10 protein-coding genes and 1 pseudogene are annotated in these 17,705 nt (G+C 70.5%); all 11 read left to right on the top strand.

Translation table 11 applies throughout. The features are described 5' to 3' along the window. Nucleotides 1–23 precede the first annotated feature (23 nt). Nucleotides 24–260 (top strand): annotated as a pseudogene (locus ACN20J_RS41955) (alpha/beta fold hydrolase); the annotation flags it as partial. 1,333 nt (nucleotides 261–1,593) lie between these two features. Then, on the top strand, nucleotides 1,594–3,093 hold the full coding sequence (locus ACN20J_RS41950; RefSeq protein ID WP_190227464.1) for a sugar transferase: 1,500 nt from the start codon (nucleotides 1,594–1,596) through the stop codon (nucleotides 3,091–3,093). Between the two features lie 73 nt (nucleotides 3,094–3,166). After that, a complete protein-coding gene (locus ACN20J_RS41945) occupies nucleotides 3,167–4,492 on the top strand; it encodes a nucleotide sugar dehydrogenase (protein ID WP_189839495.1) in 1,326 nt (441 codons plus the stop codon). Continuing rightward, the gene (locus ACN20J_RS41940) at nucleotides 4,482–5,762 is read left to right on the top strand and encodes a glycosyltransferase family 4 protein (RefSeq protein ID WP_189839496.1); all 1,281 of its coding nucleotides are present in this window, start codon (nucleotides 4,482–4,484) and stop codon (nucleotides 5,760–5,762) included. The genes ACN20J_RS41945 and ACN20J_RS41940 overlap by 11 nt, the downstream gene beginning before the upstream one ends. Then, nucleotides 5,759–7,123 (top strand): Wzz/FepE/Etk N-terminal domain-containing protein, encoded by a 1,365-nt coding sequence (locus ACN20J_RS41935; protein ID WP_190227462.1) that lies wholly within the window; start codon nucleotides 5,759–5,761, stop codon nucleotides 7,121–7,123. Before ACN20J_RS41940 ends, ACN20J_RS41935 begins: the two co-directional genes overlap by 4 nt. Further along, on the top strand, nucleotides 7,120–8,640 hold the full coding sequence (locus ACN20J_RS41930) for a Wzz/FepE/Etk N-terminal domain-containing protein (protein WP_419668002.1): 1,521 nt from the start codon (nucleotides 7,120–7,122) through the stop codon (nucleotides 8,638–8,640). The genes ACN20J_RS41935 and ACN20J_RS41930 overlap by 4 nt, the downstream gene beginning before the upstream one ends. 3 nt (nucleotides 8,641–8,643) lie before the next feature. Next, complete coding sequence (gene asnB, locus ACN20J_RS41925) at nucleotides 8,644–10,578, top strand: asparagine synthase (glutamine-hydrolyzing) (RefSeq protein ID WP_419668001.1); 1,935 nt, start codon at nucleotides 8,644–8,646, stop codon at nucleotides 10,576–10,578. A gap of 56 nt (nucleotides 10,579–10,634) precedes the next feature. Further along, nucleotides 10,635–12,839: a bi-domain-containing oxidoreductase gene (locus ACN20J_RS41920; protein WP_364183965.1), complete on the top strand. Its 2,205-nt coding sequence runs from the start codon at nucleotides 10,635–10,637 to the stop codon at nucleotides 12,837–12,839. Then, nucleotides 12,836–14,842 (top strand): alginate lyase family protein, encoded by a 2,007-nt coding sequence (locus tag ACN20J_RS41915; protein WP_419668000.1) that lies wholly within the window; start codon nucleotides 12,836–12,838, stop codon nucleotides 14,840–14,842. The genes ACN20J_RS41920 and ACN20J_RS41915 overlap by 4 nt, the downstream gene beginning before the upstream one ends. After that, complete coding sequence (locus tag ACN20J_RS41910) at nucleotides 14,839–16,374, top strand: right-handed parallel beta-helix repeat-containing protein (protein ID WP_419667999.1); 1,536 nt, start codon at nucleotides 14,839–14,841, stop codon at nucleotides 16,372–16,374. The genes ACN20J_RS41915 and ACN20J_RS41910 overlap by 4 nt, the downstream gene beginning before the upstream one ends. Before the next feature lies 1 nt (nucleotide 16,375). Next, nucleotides 16,376–17,704: an O-antigen ligase domain-containing protein gene (locus ACN20J_RS41905; RefSeq protein ID WP_419667998.1), complete on the top strand. Its 1,329-nt coding sequence runs from the start codon at nucleotides 16,376–16,378 to the stop codon at nucleotides 17,702–17,704. The last annotated feature ends 1 nt before the right edge of the window (nucleotide 17,705 follow it).

The raw sequence follows: 17,705 nt of genomic DNA, 5'->3' as shown, positions 1-17,705 counted from the left end.
GAAGAAAGCGAAGCAACTCCGCCGTGCCCGGCCTCCCCGTCCTCGACTCCACTCTCCACCACCGCGAGTCCGGCGACCCCGACGGTCTGCCGTTCGTCTTCCTCCACGGCAACCCCACCTCCTCCCACCTGTGACGGAACGTCCTGCCGGGTGTGGCCGAGCCCGGCCGCCGCCTCCTCGCCCCCGATCTCATCGGCATGGGCGACTCCGGAAATCCCGAGCTCGCCCACTCCTTCGACGACCACGCCCGCTACCTCGACACGAGCAACTGCCTCACTCGCCGCCACTGTGCGCGGGGAAGGCCGGCGGTCCGCATCGAGCAAGCAGGGTGGTCGGACTCCGGCCCGGTCGGTGTCTTGTCTTCAGCGGCGTGATGACAGAAGCCGGGCTCGGCGGCACGCGCCTCAACGGTTCGGTCGAGTCGGGATACCGACCCCGCCACTTCGAGCAGTCCGGCACAGACCCACCGCTGACGACAGCACGGCCGGGCCGGTCCCCCGGATGTCATCTCACCGATGCGCCACGGCAGGCCGGACAACAGCACGCAATGGCCTGCTCGGGGCAGGTGGTAGCGATCACGACGATGACGATCAGTAGCCCGCCCTCGATCATTCGCATTTCCGGGCCGCCCCGTTGAGCAACCGACCGGACGGGCGGGAGCCGTTGTGGATGCCGGCACCGACACGGCGCCGCACGTACCGATTCCAGTGCCGCGCGGTGGAGCGAACGGCGCGAGCAAGCTGCGAACGCGCCAACCTGCGAAGGACTCGTCCGGACGATGCCGTCCTGTCGCCCCCGATATTCCATGTGGTGCGTGGACGCCAAAAAGGGCCGGAGTTCCGCGCCGTTTTGGACAATCTCCCGGCAATTCCTTCAGGCCATTGGCACGTTCAAGATGCGCCATCCAATCGGGATCCTCGATCTACCGCGACTCCTACGGAGCCGGCGCCGGGGTGCGACCACTCATGCCCAACTTGGGCATGCGCGCGACCTTGCGTACACCGTGTCCCCGCCACGTAACTCCCGGAATTCACACGTACGGATCGCGGGAGTCGATCGCCCAGCCCACCTCTGGAGGCAGCGCCCGGGGCCGACGGGCGAGCTGCTGGAGTGCGCGGTGGCATCAGTCACCCGTAGGTGGTCACCGGTAGGTAGCTCCAGCACCATAGCTTGACCACAAATTACACACACCCCCTCTACAGACTGGCAACGATGGTCTAGATTGACCGTGCTTCAGCTGATCGGACACGAGGCGACCCGCAATGATCTATAGGTCCGGCACCACAAAAGGCCAGCAGTCGCGTCCCCCACGCCATGCGTGGGGATGATCAATTCTTGGAGCCCGCGAGAGGGCTTCGGGTGCGGGGTGCACCCGAGGTTTCGACGGGTTCCCGCACACCTTGAGAGTCCGGCAGGACATATGAGTCCGCTGCCGCCAGGGTGAGTTGTCCAAGTAACGCTCAAAGAGCCGAGAAGTCATGCGCGGAGGGGCAGGGACCTCCTGCGGGAAGGGACTGTGCGGGAGGGTGGGGCCTCCCGGGGGAGGGACAGCGCTAGGCGCTCACGTCGTACCACTGGGAACCGGGGGGTTCTGTGCGGCAGGGGGGAATAGTCGACCCTTTTTCGTCGGCGAGCGGGAGTCTGACGAATGGGGCAATCAGCAGGCCCGCAATCGACTGGGAGCAGCGGTACCGACGTACCGTGATCACCAGCGACACCGCGGCCACCGCTTTCGTGGTGGCCGCGATCGGCAACTTCTTCGGGGCCCGGGACGCGGCCAACTGGCATGAGAAGTGGGGAATTCTCGCATTCGGCACCGAGCTGCTGGTGCTGGGAGCGCTCGCGGTGAGCCGGTCGTGGTCTCCGGCCGTGCTCGGCCAGGGCGCCGAGGAATTCCGCCGGCTCGGACGCGCACTGTTCACGGCGACCGTCGTGCTGGCGCTCGGCGGGATCGCCCTGACCTCGCGCAACATCAAACTCTGGATCTTCGTCGCGATCCCCGCGATCGCGCTCGTCACCATGACCGCGCGGTATCTGCTCCGCCTACGACTGCACAAACAGCGCAAGGAGGGACGGTGCCTGAGACCGGTGCTCGCTGCCGGGAGCCCGGCCACCGTACGCGACCTGATCGACCGGACCCGCAAACTCCCGCACCTCGGCTGGCGGGTGGAGGCGGTGTGCACGACGGACGGTCGCGGGCTCGACGGTGACCAAGGCGGGCTCGACGGCGACCAGTTGAACGGAGTACCGGTCATAGGCCTGCTGGAGGACGTCGCCAAGCACGTCCGCCACGACGGCTACCGGGTCGTCGCCGTCACACCGGACCCGCACTGGTCACCGGACCGGCTGCAGCGGCTGGCCTGGAACCTCGAGGGCAGCGACGCCGAGATGGTCGTGGCCCCCGTGCTGATGGAAGTGGCCGGCCCGCGACTGCATGTCGACGCGGTGCTCGGGATCCCCCTGCTGCGGGTCAGCATGCCGACCTTCACGGGTGGTCGCCGGGCGGTCAAAGGGTTCGTCGACCGGATAGGCGCAACGATTCTGCTGATGCTGTTCGCACCCCTGATGGTGTTCGTCGCGCTGCTCGTGATGGTGGACAGCCGCGGCGGGGCGGTCTACCGCCAGCGCAGGGTCGGCAAGGACGGCCGCGAGTTCACCATTCTCAAGTTCCGCACCATGGTCGCCGGGGCTCACGGGGTACGTGCCGAGCTGGCCGACCACAACGAGGGCGCCGGCCTGCTGTTCAAGCTCCGCCGGGATCCTCGGGTGACCCGGGTGGGAGCAGTGCTGCGCCGGTACTCGCTCGACGAGCTCCCGCAGCTCTTCAACGTGCTCACCGGATCGATGTCGCTCGTCGGTCCGCGGCCTCCACTGCCGGAGGAGACCGCCGAGTACGGCCCGGACATCCGGCGGCGGCTGCTGGTCAAGCCCGGGCTCACCGGCCTGTGGCAGATCAGCGGACGCAGCGATCTGGCGTGGGAGGAGGCGGTGCGCCTCGACCTGCGGTACGTGGAGGACTGGTCGCTCGCCCTGGACACAGTGATCTTGTGGAAGACGCTGCGTGCGGTGCTCCATGGGCACGGGGCCTATTGATGCGCGGGGGTCGTCGACCGGCTCGCACGCGGACTGCAGGCCGTAGGGGCCTGCCTGGGGGGAGGGACAGGTCATGAAGGTCAGCGTTTTCGGGCTCGGCTACGTGGGCTGTGTGTCGGCCGCGTGCCTGGCCAGCATGGGGCACGAGGTCATCGGGGTCGACGTGAACCAGGTGAAGGTCGACCTGGTCAACGACGGCAGGGCCCCGGTGGTCGAGGAACGGATAGGCGAGCTCATCGCCGACGTCGTGCGGACCGGGGCCTTGAGAGCCACCGACGACGTCCGCGAGGCGATCATGGACAGCGACGTGTCGCTGGTCTGCGTGGGCACACCGTCGGAGCCCAACGGCAGCCTGTGCACCACGTACTTGGAGCGGGTCACCGAGCAGATCGGCGCTGTGCTGGCCGAGGGAGCCAAGCAGGGGGGCCGGCACACCGTCGTGTTCCGCAGCACCATGCTCCCGGGCACCTGTCTGAACCTGCTGGTGCCGATCCTGGAGAAGTACGTCGGCGGCACGGCCGGGGTGGACATCGGGGTCGCGGTCAACCCGGAGTTCCTGCGCGAGGGCACGAGCGTGCGGGACTTCTTCGACCCGCCGAAAACCGTCATCGGCGAGCTGGACCCGGCAAGCGGCGACGCGGTGGCGGCGCTGTACGACGGCTTGCCCGGCGAGGTGTTCCGGGTGCCGGTCCCGACGGCCGAGGCGATCAAGTACGCGGACAACGCGTTCCACGGCCTCAAGATCGGCTTCGCGAACGAGCTGGGCGCGGTGTACCAGGCGCTCGGGGTGGACTCGCACCAGGTGATGGATGTCTTCCTGGCCGACCGCAAGCTGAACATCAGCCCCGCCTACCTGCGGCCCGGCTTCGCCTTCGGTGGCTCCTGCCTGCCCAAGGACCTGCGCAGCCTGGTCCACGCGGCGCAGCGGGCCGACATCTCCGTACCCATCCTCGCCCACGTGCTGCCCTCCAACTCCGACCATCTGCAGCGCGCGGTGGAGCTGGTCGGGCGCACCGGCAAGCGCCGGGTGGGCCTGTTCGGGTTGTCCTTCAAACCCGGCACCGACGACCTGCGTGAGAGCCCACTCGTCGAATTGGCGGAGAGACTCTTCGGCAAGGGATACGACCTGAAGATCTACGACGCCAACGTGAGCCTTTCCCGGCTGCTCGGCGCCAACCGCGAGTACATCGAGACCCGGCTGCCGCACCTCGGGCAGCTGCTCGCGGAGTCCGTCGACGAGGTGCTCGAGCACGCCGAGGTGTGCCTCGTCGGGACCAGGGATCCGGCCGTGCTGTCGGCGCTGCCCCATGGCGACAGCCCGGTGATCGTCGACCTCATCCACCTTCCCGACGCCGACGCGCGGCGGGCCGAACCGGGGTACGTGGGCCTTGCTTGGTGACAGATCGTTCGATGACACGGCCGGCGGCGACCGGCCGGACCGGCGCGCGCTGATCCTGGTGGAGAACCTGTCGGTGCCGTTCGACCGGCGGGTGTGGCAGGAGTGCACGACGCTTCGCGACGCGGGCTGGGAGGTGCACGTCATCTGTCCCCGCGGGGAGAAGCGGGACACGGAGCCGGAGGCGGTGATCGACGGGGTGCGGATCCACCGCTACCCGTTGCGCGCGGCCACCGGCGGTCCTGCCGGCTATCTGCGGGAGTACGGATCGGCGTTGTGGCACACGGCCCGGCTGGCCCGCAAGGTCGGACCGGTCGACGTGGTCCATGCCTGCAACCCGCCCGACCTGCTGTTCCTGCCGGCACTGTGGCTGAAGCGGCGCGGCGCGCGGTTCGTCTTCGACCAGCACGACCTGGTACCCGAGCTGTACCTCTCCCGGTTCGACCGCGGCGAGGATCTGCTCTATCGCGCCGTGTGCGCGCTGGAACGGCGGACCTACCGGGCCGCGGACGTCGTACTCGCCACGAACGAGAGCTACCGGGACGTCGCGGTGCGCCGTGGTGGTCGGCGGCCGGAGGACGTTTTCGTGGTGCGCAGCGCGCCCCAGACCGACCGGTTCCAACCGGTGCCGCCCGAACCGGAGTTGAAGCGCGGCAAGCCTCATCTGCTGTGCTACCTCGGCGTCATGGGCCCGCAGGACGGCGTCGACTACGCCTTGCGTGCCCTCGCGAAGCTGCGCGACGAGATCGGGCGGACCGACTGGCACGCGGTGTTCGTCGGTTCCGGCGACGCCTTCGACGCGATGGTGGAGCTGTCCCGGAAGCTCGGTCTCTCCGAACAGGTGCAGTTCACCGGGCGCATTCCGGACGCCGACCTGGTGCGTTACCTGTCCACCGCGGACGTGTGCCTCTCCCCCGACCCGCGCAATCCGCTCAACGACGTGTCGACCATGAACAAGGTCCTGGAGTACATGGCGATGGGCCGGCCGATCGTCTCGTTCGACCTCCGTGAGGCGCGTGTATCCGCCGGTGACGCCGCCCTCTACGCGCCCGCCAACGACGAGGCCGCATTCGCCAAGCTCATCACGGTGCTCCTCGACGATCCCGAAAAGCGGGCCCGGATGGGCGAGATCGGCCAGGAGCGGATCAGCGGGCAGCTTTCCTGGCGGAACTCGCAGGCGTCGCTGCTCGCCGCCTACTCCGCCGCAACCCGTGGCCACACACCGGTGTCGGCGGGCGGCCCGGACCGCACAGGGAAGAGGCAGCACCGTTGAACGAAGACACGATCCGCCTGGCCACGATCGGGCGGATTCTCCGTCGGCGGTGGCGGATTCTCGCCACCCTCGCCGTGGTGGGCGCGCTGGTCGGCTACGGCATCTCGGTGGTGTTCCCGCCGCGGTACACGGCCTCGGCATCGGTACTGCTGCCGGGGCAGTGGGAAGAGCGCGAGCTGCTGACCCAAGTGGACATCGTGACCAGTTCGACGGTGATCGACCGCGCGGCCGCCGAGCTCGGCCGGCCGGGCGTCAGCGGCGCCGAGCTGCGGGATCGGGTGAGCGCCGAGGTCGGCGACGGGAACATCATCAAGATCTCCGGTACGGACAGCACCCCGGAGCGCGCGCAGCAGCTCTCCGACCAGGTGGCCCGGCAATTCGTCGCATTCGCCGCGCGGATCGCGGGCGGCACCGACTCCGAAGCGGCCACGGCGCCCGAGACGCTGCGGCAGCAGGTGGAGGAGACCAACCGCCGCATCACCGACCTGGCCAAGGCGGCCGATCCGGGGAAGACCGTGGAGAGCGTGCAGGCCCGCACCTCGCTCGAGAAGCTGCGGACCTCGCTGGAGGAGGCCATGACGAAGCTGGACCAGGCCGATCCGGCGAGCACCCTGGCCGGCATGGTCGTCATGGGTCCTGCGGCCCGGCCGACCGGCGAGGCGCCGCCGACGAGGATGCAGCTCATCGTCGCCGGGGCACTGCTGTTCTTCCTGTTCGCGGTCATCGGTCATCTCGCCGCCGCACGGATGAATCGCCGGCTGCGCACCGAACCGGAGATCGCCGCGGCCCTGGGCTCGGCGCTGCTCGGCACCGTCGACGTGCCTGATGAACGGCGCGCGTACCGGCCGGAGGACAGTGGCCCACGGGCCTCGATCCGCCGATTCCTCGGCATCGACACCCGGTGGGACATACCGGCCCCGCAGAGGTCCGTCGACGAGGCCGGCAGGCAGCTCCGCCACCGGCGGGTGTGCGCTCGCCTCCGGGACCAACTCGCCTCTCCCCGGCGGCTGTTGGTTGTCGTACCGGACGGCGACGAGATCGCCCTCCGGGCCGCCGGGCAGCTCGTCGCCGAGGCCAAGGGCGATCCGCTGCTGCGGGTGGTGGAGGTTTCGGTGGACCGGCCGATGGTGCCGGACCGCGACACCGAGTCCGGTGTCCTGGTCGTACTCAGCGCGGGCAGCTGGACCGCACAGGAGCTCGCCGGCATCGCCGAGGCCTGTGCGGACGGCGGGCATGAGGTCGTCGGCATCGTCGTCGCCGGCACGGTCCGGGCCCGTGAGTCACGGTCCGACGGCGATCCGCCGGACAGCGCCTCTCCCGCACTCGCGGTTCGCGGCCACTCGACGGGAGGTTCAGCGTGACGACGAGCACGACTTCGGAGTCGTCGGCCGCCACTCCGCTCTTCGACCTGCAGGCGCTGGTGGTTGCGGTGCGCAGGCGCCGCCGCCTCTGGTGCGCCATGGCGCTCCTCGGTCTGGTGGCCGGCGCGGCGTTGGCGGTCCTGCTGCCGCCGCCGGCGAGCGCGGTGACCAAGGTGCTGGTCGCGCATGCGGAGGACCAGCCGAACGACACCGGAACGCTGATGCGCACCGACGTCGCGGTGCTGGGGACCACGCGGATCGCCGACGAGGCCCTGCGGGCCCTCAAGTCCCGGGAGAAGCCGGAGGACTTCATGCGGGACTACCGGGGCACCGGCCTGACCAACAACGTGATGCAGATCGATGTGACAGGTGACAGCGACGCGGAAGCGGTGGCCCGGGCCAAGGCGTTGGCCGACGCGTTCATCGCGGACCATGTGCGTCGGATGCGGGCAACCGCGACGGCCGAGTCCAAGGCCCTGCTCGACCAGCGTGACCGCATGCGGGACGAACTCGCCCAGGTCAATGAGGAGATCGGAAGCCGGACGCCGGAGAGCGAGCCGACGGCGTCGGCGAGCATCGAGACGCTCTTCGCCCGCCGGGCCGAACTCAACTCGAGGATCGCCGACTTCGACCAACGCGCCGCGGAGGCGCGCACCGGCACGCCCAAGGTCGTCGCCGGCACGCAGATCGTGGACGCACCGCGCGCGGTGCGACACTCCCTGCCCAGGACCGCTGTCACCAATGCCGCGATCGGGCTCGTCCTCGGGCTCGTCCTCGGGCTCGCCCTCGCTGCGGTCCGCACGGTGGTGGCGGACCGCCCCGTGCTGCGCCGGGACATCGCGGCGAACCTGGGTGCCTCGGTCATCGCCGAGCTGCCCCGCCGGTCGGGCAGGCTGTGGCAGCGCCGACGGACCCGGGCGACACGCGAACGGCTCACCGCGCATCTGGCCCGCACCGTACGCGGCTCCGCGGAACCGGTGTCGCTGCTGGAACTGGGCTGTGCGCGCAGCACGAGCGTGATCGCCCTGGACCTCGCCGGGGCTCTGGCGGCGGAGGGGCCGGTGGTCGTCATCGACGGTCTGCCCGGCCTGCCGCTCGCAGGCCGCCGCCCCAAGCCGGGAGCCCCCACGGTGGTCAGCGGCGAGCGTGCCGCGGCGGTGTCGCATCAGGAGCGCCCGATCGGCGTCGGCTCGGTCGCGCCCGGCACCGCGTGGACCGACCTCCAGTACCTCGGCACCCAGACCGTACTCGTCGTGCGTGCCGGGCACGGCAGCGCCGCATGGCTGCACACCGTGGCGCGGCAGCTCGCGGACCAGCGCATTCCGGTGATCGGTGTGGTGCTGATCGACCCCGATCCGCGTGACCGGACCGACGGGACGCTGTGGGACGGGCTGCACACCGCGCTGCGCGGCCGGAGCGAGCGGCCGGCCCGGCAGAACGGGACGGATCTGCGGCGGACGGAGCGGCTGCCGGTGCGGGCCGCCCAGGGCCCGGACAACGACCAGGAGGCGCGGTAGCACATGTGTGGCATCGCAGGCACTTACCGATGGCCGGACGGGAAGGTCGTGACCGACCGGCTCACCGACACCCTCGCCCATCGCGGGCCGGACGGGGCGGGCCGGTACGGCCACCCCGTCGGTGACGGCGAAGTGCAGCTCGGGCACCGCCGGTTGTCCATCATCGACCTGTCCGAGACCGGCGCCCAGCCGATGGTCTCGGGCGGCCTCGTCCTGACGTACAACGGCGAGCTGTACAACGCGCCCGAGCTGCGTGCCGAACTGGCAGCCGCCGGGGTGCGCTTCCGTGGTACCTCCGACACCGAAGTGCTGCTCGAGGCCTGGCGGCGCTGGGGCACGGACTGCCTGCCCCGGCTGCGCGGCATGTTCGCGTTCGGGATCTTCGACGAGCGAACCGGTGACCTGGTGCTCGCCCGCGACCAGTTGGGCATCAAGCCGCTGTTCCTGCTCCGGCGCGGCGGGGGCCTGATGTTCGCCTCCGAGCTCAAGGCGCTCGCCGCCGCGACCGGCGGGTCGCTGGAGGTGGACCATGGGGCGCTGGTGGCCTCACTGCTGTACTACTGGGTGCCGGACTCACGGTGCGCGTTCCGCGAAGCGGAGAAGCTGCCGCCGGGGAGCTGGATGAGGTTCCGGCCCGACGGCCGTGTGGAGCGCGGCCGGTTCTGGCACCTCAAGGACGTCGCCGCGGAGGGCCGGGAGCGGGCGCAGGCCGGCGAGCGGCCGGACCTGGCTGCCATCGTCGAGGATTCGACCCGCCGTCACCTGCTCTCCGACGTACCCGTGGCGACCTTCCTCTCCGGCGGCCTCGACTCCAGCTACCTGACCGCGCTTGCGGCCCGCGACCGGCCCGGGATCTCCGCCTACACGATCGGGTTCCGCGCCGAGGACGCCAAGTTCGAGGCGATGCCGGACGACCTGCGCTATGCCCGGCAGGTGGCGGAACAGTTCGGCGTCGACCTGCACGAGATCGAGATCGCCCCGAACGTGCTCGACCTGCTGCCGCAGATGACGTACAGCCTGGACGAGCCGATCGGCGACCCCGCCGCGATCAACACGTTTCTGATCTGCATGGCCGCCCGGGAGGCCGGGGTCAAGGTGATGCTCTCGGGGATGGGCGCGGACGAGCTGTTCGCCGGATACCGCAAGCACCTGGCCAACCTGCTCGCGCTGCGCTATCAGCGCGTCCCGCGGCCCCTGCGGCGCGGCGTCCACGCGGCCGTGGACCGGCTGCCGGTCGCGACGGCCCGCCGGGGCTATCGGTCGGTGCGCTTCGCGAAGCGGTTCCTGTCCTTCGCCGATCTGCCGGAGGAGACCGCGTTCCGGCGCAGCTACACCATGTACGACCAGAACGAGCTGCTCGCGCTGGTCAATCCGGACCTGGCCGGGACGGTCGAGGACGTGCTGACCGAGCATGCGGACGTCTACGAGGACAACGACCTCGACGACTTCGTCAACCGGATGTGCCTGGGCGACGCCCGGATGTTCCTCCCGGGCCTGAACCTCGCCTACACGGACCGGTCGAGCATGGCCGCGTCGACCGAGGTGCGCGTGCCGTACGTGGATGTCGAGGTGGTCAGGGCGGCGTTCGCCGTGCCCGGCGACCGCAAGATCGTCGGACGGCAGGGCAAGGCCGTCCTCAAGGAGGCGGCCACCTCGATCCTGCCCCGGGAGATCGTGTACCGGCCCAAGGGCCTGTTCAGCGCCCCGCTGCGCGCCTGGATGAGCCGGGATCTGGCACCGCTGGTGCGCGAGGTGGTCAACGACGGTGTGCTCGTCAACTCCGGGCTCCTGCGCCGTGACGCGCTGGCGCGCATGGTCGCCGAGGACGCCGCCGGGCAGCGGGACTTCTCCAAGCATCTGTGGCATGTGCTGACGCTCGAGTACTGGTATCGCGACGCGACCTCCGGGTCCGGCCGGAGCACTCGCTCGGCGGCGTAGAAGACGGCGAACACGGCGAAGACGGCGAAGACGGCTCAGAAACAAGGGGACTTCGGGTGAAGCAGGTCGTACAGAACTACAAGAGCGGCGAGCTGGCGGTGCTCGACGTACCGGTGCCGGGGTGCAAGCCGGGCGGTGTCCTCGTCCGCACGGCCTACTCGCTCATATCCACCGGGACCGAGCTGATGAAGGTGTCCGAGGCCGGCATGTCGATGCTGGGCAAGGCCCGCTCCCGGCCGGACCAGGTGGCCAAGGTCATGCAGAGCGTGGCCACCAACGGGGTGCCCGCCACCTACCGCAAGGTGATGGGCAAGCTGGACTCCTACACGCCGCTGGGCTACTCGCTGTGCGGGGTGGTCGAGCAGGTCGGCGCCGGTGTCGACGACGTGAAGGCCGGCGACCTCGTGGCCTGCGCCGGCAACGAGCATGCGCTGCACGCCGAGCTGAACTGGGTGCCGAAGAACCTCTACACCCCGGTGCCGGACGGCCTCGCGCCGCGGCACGCGGCCTTCGGCACCGTCGGGTCGATCGCGATGCAGGGCGTCCGCCAGGGCGAGCCGCAGCTCGGCGAGGTGGCCCTTGTCATCGGCCTCGGGCTGATCGGGCAACTGGTGGTGCAGCTGCTCACCGCCGCGGGAGTCCGCGTGGTCGGAGCCGACCCGGACCCGACGCGCTGCGAGCTCGCCGAGCGCCTGGGCGCCGCGGCCTGCGGCGATCCCGCGTCCACTGCCGTGGAGGCCGCCGTCGCCGAACTCACCGGCGGTCACGGCGTGGACCAGGTGTTCCTGGCCGCCGGCGGGGGCAGCAACCAGCCCGTCGAGCTCGCCGCCCGGCTCGCGCGGGACCGCGGCCGGGTCGTCGACATCGGCAAGTGCCGCCTGGACCTGCCGTGGAACGCGTACTACGAGAAGGAACTCGACGTCCGCTTCTCGCGCTCGTACGGCCCCGGCCGCTACGACCCGGCGTACGAACTGGAGGGACGCGACTACCCGATCGGCTATGTGCGCTGGACCGAGCGCCGCAACCTGGCCTGCTTCCTCGATCTCCTCGCCCGCGGCAGCGTCGACGTGGAACCCCTGGTCTCGCACATCGCCGACTTCGACGACGCCGTGGAGACCTATCAGAGCCTGAAGGACGGCGACCTCAAAGCCGTGGCCGTGCTGTTCCGCTACCCCGAACAGGCGGAGGAACAAGGGGAGTCGGCGGCCCCGGAGGTGTCCGTGCCCGAGGTGCGGCGCACCGGCACGACCGTCGCCCCGGCCAGGTCCGCCAAGACACCGGTGCGCCTCGCGTTCGTCGGCGCGGGAAACTACGCGACGTCGATGCTGCTGCCGCACCTGGCCCAGCGCGAGGGCGTCGAGTTGTCGACCGTCGTCACCACCACGGCGCTGTCCGCGGCCAACGCGCAGCGGAAGTTCGGCTTCGCCGAGGCGACCACCGATCTCGACGCCGTGCTCGGCGACAAGTCCATCGACGCGGTGTTCGTGGTCACCCGTCACAGCTCGCACGCCGAACTGACCCGGCAGGCGCTGCTGGCCGGCAAGACGGTGTTCGTGGAGAAGCCCCTGGCCCTCACCGAGGACGAGCTGGCCGGCGTGCTCGCGGCGGTGGAGGAGTCCGGCAACGACCGGCTGCAGGTGGGCTTCAACCGCCGGTTCGCGCCGCTGCTGCAGGAGGCCAGGAAGCGGTTCGGCGCCCGGACCGGTCCGGCGAGCCTGCGCTACCTCGTCAACGCGGGAAAGCTCCAGCACGGCAGTTGGTACCTCCAACAGGGCGCCGAGGGCTCGCGGTTCGTCGGCGAGGGCGGACACTTCATCGACACGGCGAGCTGGCTGCTCGACGCCGACCCGGTCTCGGTGTACGCGACGGCCGCGCCCGGCAACGAGGACCTCCAGGTCGTCCTGCGCTACCCGGACGGGTCCACCGCCACCATCAGTTACGTCACCACGGGCGCGGCCGGCTTCCCCAAGGAGACGCTGGACCTCATCGCGGACGGCAAGGTGCTGCGGCTCGACGACTTCGTCCGTGCCTCGGTGTATTCGGACGGCACGGTCGGCCGCAAGCAGTGGGTCAGCTCGCGGCTGCCCAAGGCCCGGGACAAGGGCCAGAACGCCGAGCTGGCCGCGTTCATCAAGGCCGTGCGGACCGGCGGGCCGATGCCGGTGCCGCTGGAGTCGCTGGTCGCCACCACGTCGGCCACCCTCGCCGTGCAGGCCGGCCTGGCCGGCGGCGCGCCGGTGACGTTGGCGAGGGCGCGATGACTGTGAACTCGGGGAGTCCGGCCTGGTACCTGCGGCGGTTGTCCCGGATGGGACCGCGGGAGGTCGGCGGCCGGGTGGGCGACACGGTGCGCAGGCGACGGTGGCGGTCGGAGCCGCCGGACTGCCCGAGCGTGACCGGCGCCCGGTTCACCGCGGTACTGCCCGCCGGGACGTTCGCCGCGATACCCCCGGACGCCGCGAAACGTCTCATCGCCGAGGCGGACCGGCTGATGTACGGGCACGCCGAGTACTTCGGGGTGGTCCGCGACGACATGACCGACCCGGACTGGTGGTGCGACCCGAAGACCGGGCGCCGGGCCCCGTGGGGCTACGCCTTCGACGTGCCGTACCGGAACGAGGACGCGGTCGGGGACATCAAGCAGATCTGGGAGCCGTCCCGGCATCAGTACCTCACCCAGCTCGCCGCCGCCTACGCGATCACCGGGGACGAGCGGTACGCCGAGCGCGTGGCCGAGCACCTGCGGTCGTGGTGGTCGGCCAACCCACCGCTGCGCGGCGTGCACTGGATCAGCGGCATCGAGCTGGGCATCCGGCTGCTGTCCTGGGTGTGGATCCGCCGGCTGCTCGACGGCTGGCCGGGCGCGGCCGGTCTGTTCGAGGACAACCCGGTGGCGCTGAACCAGATCTGGCACCACCAGCGCTGGCTGGCCGCCTTCCCCAGCCGGGGGTCCTCGGCGAACAACCACGTCGTCGCCGAGGCCGCCGGGCAGTTCGCGGCGGCTTGCGCGTTCGGGTGGTTCCCCTCCTCGGCGCGTTGGCGGGCCGAGGCGCTGCGATCCCTTGAGCGGCACCTGCGAAGCAACACCTTCCCCTCCGGCCTCAACCGCGAGCTGGCCACCGAGTATCACGGACTTGTGCTGGAACTCGGTCTGGCCGCGGTGGCCGAGGCGGACGCCGCCGACGTACCGGTCCCCGCCACGATCCGGCTGGTGCTGCTGCGGATGACCGACGCGCTCGCGGCCGTCGTGGACAACCGGCTACGGCCCCCGCGTCAGGGGGACGCTGACGACGGGCACGGTCTGGTCGTGGACGGCGAGGGCACCGACCGCTGGGCCTCGCTGCTGGCCACCGGGGACGCCGTGTTCGGCCGGCTCGCCTGGTGGCCGACGGTGACCGGCACCGATGTGCGCACCCCGCTGCTGGCCGCGCTCATCAAGCCGTACGCAAACAAGGGAACCGCACCGGCCGTGGCCCGCCCGGCAAGCCGACCGGGCCACTTCGCGGACGCGGGCATGACCATCCTGCGCGGTCCGGCGGAGATCTGGTGCCGTTGCGACGGTGGTCCGCACGGCTTCCTGTCCATCGCCGCGCATGCCCACGCGGACGCGCTGTCCGTGGAGGTCCGGCACGACGGGGTGGACGTGCTCGCCGACCCGGGGACGTTCTGCTACCACGGGCAGCCCGAGTGGCGGCAGTACTTCCGCTCGACCCTCGGCCACAACACCCTGCAGCTGGACGGCGGTGACCAGTCCGTCTCCGGCGGCCCGTTCCTGTGGACCCGGCAGGCCCGCAGCCGCGTCCTGGTCGCGGACGCGTCCGACGCCTCCGACGGGGGGACGGCCCGCTGGTGTGCCGAGCACGACGGCTACCAGCCCTCCGTGCACCGCCGCCGGGTGGAACTGACGGCCGCGAGCCAGGAGTTGAGGATCGTCGACGAGGTCCGCGGCCGACACGGCCCGCACCGGGCCGTTCGGCTGGCGTTCCACCTCGGCCCCGCGATCACCGCGGACCTGGCGGACAACCGGGCCGTGCTCACCTGGACCCGGGACGGCGAGGAACGCTCCGCGGTGCTCGACCTGCCCGGGCAGCTCAGCTGGCTGTCGCACCGCGGCGAGACCGACCCGCCGCTGGGCTGGTACTCCCCCGGCTTCGGGCGCAAGGAACCCGCCACGACGCTGGTCGGCACCGGCTTCGCCGACGGCTCTGGGCCGTCGGGGGAGTTCACCACTGTGCTCAGGTTCCGCGGCCCGGGGGACGAGTGAGCGTCAAGAGGCGGCACTGGGCGGCGGCACCGCTGGCACTGGCCCTGCTGACGGTGACCGGCTGCGACGGTTCGCAGGGCACCAAGGCGGAGCCGAAGCCCGCGGCATCCACGTCCGCCCCGTCCGCGGCCCGATCGGTGGCCCGGGTGTGCGCCAAGCCCGCGGCCGGGCCGACGAAGGCACCGGCGGGCGCGGTGACGGTGGACCCCTCGGTGGTCGGTGACCTGGCCGCGAAGACCAAGAGCAGCCCCCCGAAGACCACGTTCTGGCTACGGCCGGGCAAGCACAGGCTCGATCCGGACCGCTACGCCCAGGTCATCCCCAAGAAGGGGAACCGCTACCTCGGCGCTCCGGGCGCGGTGCTCGACGGCCGGAAGAAGAACCAGTACGCGTTCGGCGGCAGCGCCAGTGACGTCACCATCCGCTACCTGACCGTGCAGCGTTTCGTCGCGCCGCACGACGAGGGCGTGGTCAACCATGACTCGGCCGACGGATGGGTGATCGAGAACGCGACGATCCAGAACAACTCCGCCGCCGGGCTGATGGCCGGTGCCCGCCAGCAGGTCCGCGCCAGCTGCCTGCGCGACAACGGCCAGTACGGCATGAACGCGTACAAGGCCGGCGACTCCATTCGCGGCCTGGTGGTCGAGGGCAACGAGATCGTGGGCAACAACACCGGCGACTGGGAGCGGCGGCGGGAGGGCTGCGGCTGCACCGGAGGCATCAAGTTCTGGGCCGTCAACGGCGCCGACGTACGCGGCAACTGGGTGCACGACAACCGCGGAACAGGGTTGTGGGCGGACACGAACAACAACGACTTCCGTATCGAGAACAATGTGATCGAGGCCAACGACGGTGCCGCGCTGATCTACGAGACCAGCTACAACGCGGTGGTCCGGAACAACACGATCCGGCGGAACAACTGGGTCGAGGGCCGCAAGGGGGCCGAGGGCGGAGACGACTTCCCGTACGCGACCGTCTACCTGTCCGAGTCCGGCGGCGAACCACGAGTCCGAGCCCGTACCGACAAGATCGAGGTCTACGGGAACCTGCTGGAGAACAACTGGTCCGGAATCACCCTGTGGGAGAACGCCGACCGGTTCTGCAACAGCCCGGCCAACACCTCGTCCGGTGACTGCACGTTGCTGGTGCGGAACCCGGACCGCTGCGAGCAGCCGGCGATCGCCAAGGCACCGCTCTACACCGACTGCCGGTGGAAGACCCAGCGGGTGGACATCCACGACAACCGCTTCGTGCTGGACAAGTCCGTCGTCAAGTGCACGTCGATGTGCGACCGAATGGCCGTGCTGTCCAACTACGGCACCTATCCGGAATGGTCGCCGTACAAGGGCGAGCGGGTGGCCGACGCGATCACCCGCAAACAGCACAACCGCTGGCACGACAACGTCTACCTCGGATCATGGAAGTTCGTCGCCCACGACCCGGGCCGGGTGCTCGGTTTCGGGGAGTGGCAGGGCAGGCCCTACCAGCAGGACACGGGCAGCACCCTCGGCCCACGGGCCGGTGGTTGAGATGGGCGGAGACCTGCGGCACGGTGGGCTGCCGGGCGGACCGGACACGGCGGGCCCGCGGCCCGGCGCCGAACCGCGCCCCGGCGGCACACCGAGGATCGTCGGAATCGTCTGGGGGCTGCTGATCCTCAACACGCTCGGCTCCACCGGGGCGAAGACCATCATCCCGCTGCCCCGCTCCCTCATCCAGATGGCCACCATGGGTGCTCTGGTCGCCGCGTTCGCGCTGGCGCTGGCGGTCAATCTCCGGCTGCGCCTGCGAGCGAGCGCCTTCGTGTTCCTGCTCACCCTGCTGCTGGTGCTGAGCGTGATCTCCAGCGCGAACCTGGAGTCCGGGTTCGGCGCACTGTTCCGCTGCGGCCGGCTGGCTCTCTTCGTCGGCACGCTGTGGCTGCTCAGCCGCTGGTGGGACGGCGGCCTGACGCTCGTCCGGCACCACATCCGGATGTACTTCGCGGTGCTCGGGTCGGTGGCCGCCGGCCTGGTCGTGTCACCGGGCGCGGCCATGCCCGAGCTCTACGGCGGACGCCTTGTCGGCGCGTTGTGGCCGCTCACCCCGCCGCAGATCGGACAGTACGCGGCGGTCATCATCGGGCTCACCGTGCTGCTCGTACTGGGCCGCCGGACCGACAGGACAAGCGCGGCGGTGGTCATCGTGCCGTCACTCGTCCTGCTCTTGCTGACCCATACCCGGACGGCCACCCTCGGGCTGCTCATCGGGCTGGCGCTGGCGATCGGCTCGCTCGTCCTGACCAGTGCGGCCGCCCGCCGGTTCTTCGTCTGGGCGGTGCTGTGCGCCACGGTGGCCGCGGTGGCGTTGAGTTCCGCGCTGCAGGCGTGGTTCCTGCGCGGGCAGAGCCAGGAGAACTTCTCCAATCTCACCGGTCGGGCCAAGGTCTGGGACGCCCTGCTGGCAGCACCCCGGACGACCTTCGAGCAGCTGTTCGGCATGGGCCTGGGCGACAAGTCGTTCGGCGGGCTGCCGATCGACAACAGCTGGCTGGCCGTCTACCAGGAGCAGGGTCTGATCGGCGTCGCCCTGGTGGCGGCGATCATCATCGTCCTCGCCGGCGTCGCGTTGCTGCGGCCACCGTCACTGTCGAGGGCCTGCGCGATCTTCCTGATCAGCTACTGCGGGATCGCGTCGTACACCGAGGCCGGTCTTGGCGACGCCTCGCCGTATCTGCTGCATCTGGCCGTGGCCGCCTCACTGCTGGCAACGCCTGCCGCGGCCACTCGCCTCTCGACGCCCGAAGTCCCTCGACTGCCGACGCCCGAAGCCCCGCGACGACACATCCCGCGATGGGCCAAAAGATCGGAGGTGATCTGAT

Source organism: Streptomyces sp. 2-1 (assembly GCF_048564895.1).
Taxonomy (GTDB): domain Bacteria; phylum Actinomycetota; class Actinomycetes; order Streptomycetales; family Streptomycetaceae; genus Streptomyces; species Streptomyces phaeochromogenes.
This window is presented reverse-complemented; position numbering and strand designations above follow the sequence as displayed.